The 4,412-nt window shown below is 66.2% G+C and carries 5 protein-coding genes; 2 read left to right on the top strand and 3 right to left on the bottom strand.

What is annotated here, in order from left to right; all coding sequences use genetic code 11:
• Window positions 1-266 (top strand): tetratricopeptide repeat protein (locus tag ACFT9I_RS28900; protein ID WP_382569014.1); only part of this gene is annotated, 266 nt, incomplete at its 5' end.
• 313 nt (window positions 267-579) lie between these two features.
• Entirely contained in the window at window positions 580-1,149 is a 570-nt protein-coding gene (locus ACFT9I_RS28895; protein WP_382569012.1) for a hypothetical protein, read from the top strand.
• Window positions 1,150-1,438: 289 nt separating this feature from the next.
• On the opposite strand, the gene ACFT9I_RS28890 is transcribed toward ACFT9I_RS28895, so the two are convergent.
• The 3 genes from ACFT9I_RS28890 to ACFT9I_RS28880 form a co-directional block, all read right to left on the bottom strand.
• Window positions 1,439-1,600 carry a hypothetical protein gene (locus ACFT9I_RS28890; protein WP_382569011.1) on the bottom strand — a complete coding sequence of 54 codons (162 nt, stop codon included), beginning with the start codon at window positions 1,598-1,600 and terminating at the stop codon, window positions 1,439-1,441.
• Between the two features lie 113 nt (window positions 1,601-1,713).
• On the bottom strand, window positions 1,714-2,289 hold the full coding sequence (locus ACFT9I_RS28885; protein ID WP_382569009.1) for a DUF421 domain-containing protein: 576 nt from the start codon (window positions 2,287-2,289) through the stop codon (window positions 1,714-1,716).
• Window positions 2,290-2,667: 378 nt separating this feature from the next.
• Window positions 2,668-3,987 carry an aromatic acid exporter family protein gene (locus ACFT9I_RS28880; RefSeq protein ID WP_382569008.1) on the bottom strand — a complete coding sequence of 440 codons (1,320 nt, stop codon included), beginning with the start codon at window positions 3,985-3,987 and terminating at the stop codon, window positions 2,668-2,670.
• Window positions 3,988-4,412: the final 425 nt, after the last annotated feature.

The raw sequence follows: 4,412 nt of genomic DNA, 5'->3' as shown, positions 1-4,412 counted from the left end.
TCGCCGACACCCACCGGCTCCAGGACGAGTACAGGGAAGCCCGTGAGCGATACCGCGAGGCTTTGGACCTGGCCGTTGCTGTTGGCAACCGCCTCGGCCGGGCCAGCGCGCTGACCGGCATCGCTCACACCCACCGGCTCACGGGCGAGTACAGGGAAGCCCGTCTTCTCTACGCAGAAGCCCAGCAGGCCTACGAAGCCCTCAGCAACGAGACCTGGGCTGCTAACTGTCGTGACTGGCTTCGAGAGATCGACGACAAGTCCTAGTTTGCTGTCAGCCCGACCTACTCGTTGCGTCGACTGCTCGTCTCGCCGTAGCCGAGGCATACCACCAGATCCCGGTCGCCGTAACTAGGACGTGCCGTTTCGATCGGCCCACAAGCGTTGAAACGTCCACTCCACCGGCGCCGACGTGAGAGATCCGGCCAGTTCTGGAGCGATCCAGGAGGAAGCTCTTCACGAGTTGAGAGTCCTCTGGAACGAACCTTGCAAAGGTCCTGGGCCCTTGCTCTGCCGACTGACCGGTCGCGCTCCTAAGATCCTCTAGAGATGTAGATGACTTCTGTCTCTGGGGGATGGGTTGGGGACCGGCGAGCAACTTGTCACTGTCGCCGCGGTGTTGCTCGGTGCGTTGACGACGCATCTGACCAACTTCGTGATGGAGCGGAGCCGGCATCGGCGGGAGCTGTTGACGCGGTGGGATGACCGGAAGCTGGACGCGTACGGCGGGTATGTGGATCGGGTGCGGGCTGGCATCTTCCTGGCGGTGCGGCTGTACGAGCATCGGGAAGGGATTCGCAGGAGCGAGGCATCTGAGACGGAGATGGTCGCGGACCTGGCCGAGGCCGAGCGCTTGCGGGGGCAGTCGTTCGAGCAAGTCATGCTGCTCGGTGGCGATGACGTCGTAGAGGCCGCTCACGAGCTGCACAGCGCCATCCGCGCGATCGACTGGCAGGCAACCGGGAAGACCACTGGCACCTTGGAGGAGTGGCGGGAGTTGCACCGTGTGGCATTCCGGGGGATCAACGAGTTCCACGAGGCGGCTCGGGTGGACCTCGGGGTGCAGGGGAAGGTCTCTGGAGAGAAGCATCCGGAGCGGGATCTTCTCCTCCCCTCGGCTCGTCGCGAGGGCGACAGCACCTCGACTTGAGGGTTGCTCTCCCCCAGGCGTCCCCCAAAGGTCGGTGCGATGGCCGATGCTGGGGGATCGATGCAGGTTAGCGGCGTACGCCGTCCGGCCGCTGGATCCTCTTGAAAACCGTCGTGGCAGCGATGTCACCGTGGGTTCAAATCCCACACCCACCGCGCAGGTCAGGGTTTGCGCAGATCAGAAGGGGTGCCTCCGAATTGGAGACACCCCTTCCGTTTGTGTCTGTCTCGTCCTGTCCCGCCTGTATCCCACCTCTGACCAGCGCTAGTGGTCCATTTGTGTTCCAGATTCAGGCCGGATCCGGGCTCTCGGCCTGGTCGTCCGTAGCGTCGCGAGCGCGCTCGATCTGAGCGCTGGTCCTGCTCTGGCTGCCGTGGATGACTCTGACGTAGAAGCGGAAGAGGACCGCGATGCTGTGGCCCGCCAGACGTGCGACCTCCGCCGGCGCCACGTGACCGCCACGGCTGGCACGGAACAGCCGACCGTCCTTGGCCGCGCCGAACTTCTTGCGTTACTCGCAGAGCATGGCCGCCAAGACCGGCGGGATGGGCACGGGGCGAGTGGTCATGATCCTTTGCCGTCGTGGCGGCGGGCGACGAGGACTGTCAGCAGATCCTCGATCGAGGCGAGCCGGGCCCGCAACGCCTCGATGTCATCGCGGGTGGCACCCTGCTGTGCGGTCTTGAGGGTGAGGATCAACTGCCCGTCCGGTTCGAGCCGGCCTTCGGCAATGTCGCTGATGCCGTCGCCGTTCTGCAGACGGACCGCGTGCTCGATCTCGGAAGGTCGCAGGGCCAGGCGCCGCAGAGCCCGTTCTCTGAGTTTGCCCTTCGCCACGACGACGGTGGCCGTTCCTTCAAGCAGCCTCGCGGCCCGTGGATCGCGGGCCAGCCATCGGGTCACCGCGGCGTTGACGACCATCAGCGTGACGGCTCCGACCGCTCCGCCGAGAAAGCTGTTGTCCGGACCGATGACCGCGTTCTGCACCACGTTCGACAGCAGGAAGATCACCACAACGTCGAAGGTGTTCACGCCCGCGAGACCGCGTTTCCCGGACAGTCGGAACAGAACCACGATCATGGCGTAGACCGCGACCGTGCGGATGATCTTCTCCGCGATCGGAATCTGAATGGTCAGCATGTCGTGCCACACGGCAGAGAACTCCTCGGAGGACGTGAGTACGGGAGGGGCGTGAGTACGGGGCGCGGTGCTCGGCACACCGTGGCTGACACGCATACCCAACGGCAGCGCTTCCCGAGTGGTAATGGCGGTGCGTCTCGTGATCACTGCGGGTGTGGCCCTGCTGGTGGATTCGCCTGGGCTGTGAGCTGGAGGACGGGCCCTGGCGCGGTGACGGGGCAGGACCGATGTCAGCCGGGGAGTGTCAGGTGGAAGATGGTGTGTCCGGGGCTGCTGATGACGGTGACGGGTTCCAGCGTGGGCCGCTGTCGCGCCCGGTCCACTGCCCCGGCACGGCGGATGCCCGCGCGCCCACGGCAGACGCCGACCGCGGGATGGTCAGGGAGCCGCGAGGCTGTTCGGGCTCACAGGTGCTTCGGGAAGCGCTTGGTGGAGTTCGTTCAGGAGGCGGCCGACGTCGGTGATGAGGGAGCCGCGCAGCGCCGTTTGGGCCGGCGGCCCGTCGGGCGTGTGGTGGCTGCCGGTCTCCAGCTCCCGGTATCGGGACCACGCGTCGCTCAAGGATGCTGTGAGACCGGCGGTGTCGTCCCGTTGCTGAACGATCTGCTGGATGATGCGGGCGGTCCGGCTCAGCAGATCGCTGTAGGGCAGGAGGAATTCGCGGGGCAGTACGTCGCAGTCCCCACCGGCGGCGTAGGAGAGGCTGCGGACGATGGACTGGATGTGCCACAGGGACCTGTCCACGATCGTGATGGTGGGGTGGGTGCGGGTGAGCAGGCGGTGGGCTCCGGGGTGGGCCGGCCGGGGATTGAGCCGGGAGTTCTCCCTCTCGTCGTCGATGACAGCCCTGACACGGTCGACTTCGGCGGAAATCCGGATGCACTGCCGGACCCATTCCTTGCAGTCCTTCTCGCTGAGCGGTTCCTCGCCGGCTGTCGCGACGGAGAGCAGGGTGAGGACTTGCTGGGCCTCCGTGGAGAGTTGCTCGACCGCGCGCCGGGAGCGTGAGGTTCGCCGGACGGGCGCGAGAACCAGATGCGCGGTGATCGCACAAGCCGCCCCGATGGCCACCGAGGCGACGAGATGACCGATGTAGGAAAGGCTCCCGTGGCCTGCTGAGAAGGCAAAGATGCCGATCACGGACACCTGGGTTCCCTGGTAGCCCAGCCGCTGGGTCTTGCCGATCGCCAGGGCACAGAGGATCAGCACGGCGAGGCTCCACGCGTGAACGCCGGCCGTTGCTCCCAGTCCCGCGGCCAAGGCGGCGCCGAGGAGCATGGCCGTCAGGTACTGGATGCAGTCACGTAGAGACTGGTAGATCGTGACCTGCAGTATCAGAAGTGCGGTGAAAGGAGCGAAAGTTGTCACGGTCGACGGCAGCAGCCAATTGGCCAGGGACCAGGCGACGACTGCCGCTGTCACACCCTTTCCCTGGAGAAGCAGGTCGTCGCGCTCCGGGCCGGACGAGGTGATTCCTCGGACGCAGTGGCGGAACAGGCCCATTCCCCAAGACCGGACCGGCTCCAGAGCCCGGCGAAATGTCCGTGCGGCCGATCCTGATTCTGAGCCTGATGCTTTGCCGGAGCAGCCGCCGCTGATGTGTGCGTCTCCCCGGTCCGGGACGGCGTCGTGGTCGTCGCCGTCGCCGTCGCCGTCGTACCGGAACGTCTTCTTCGCCGCCACCGCTCCCCCAGTCACCACTGTTCAGTCGAAGGCCGGTTGCCCGCAGCGTTGTTGCTGAAAAGCCTCCTCAACTTCTTTCGGAGAAGCTGCGCGTGTGAGCCGCCCTGCCTCCGCGCGGGGAACCGCCTCCCTGTGAACGAAGCCATGTGGCGAAGAGGCAGTGTCCGACCCCTGCCCCGACTGCCCGGTCAGAGCACGGTGACCGAGCCGGCCGCTGCCGGCGTCGGGCCCTCAAACCGCGTGGTAGCCATGGGGGTTGCGGAGGTCTATGGTGCAGAGAGCGCCCCTGCCCCCGGCGGACCTGATCACACGGACCCGCGGCAGGTGGATCGCATGACGCATCCCGTCCAGGACCAGGAACCGACTACCGCTGTCCCGGTCGGCGCACGACTGGCCGGGCGACTCTCCGGAAGAGCGTTCTCGGACCTGTACGACCGGCA

The sequence above is a fragment of the Streptomyces sp. NPDC057137 genome (assembly GCF_042670825.1).
Taxonomy (GTDB): Bacteria; Actinomycetota; Actinomycetes; order Streptomycetales; family Streptomycetaceae; genus Streptomyces.
This window is presented reverse-complemented; position numbering and strand designations above follow the sequence as displayed.

Excerpts from the sequence above, each read along its gene's own strand:
- ACFT9I_RS28885 (WP_382569009.1), bottom strand. The coding sequence starts at position 2,289 with ATGCTGACCATTCAGATTCCGATCGCGGAGAAGATCATCCGCACGGTC.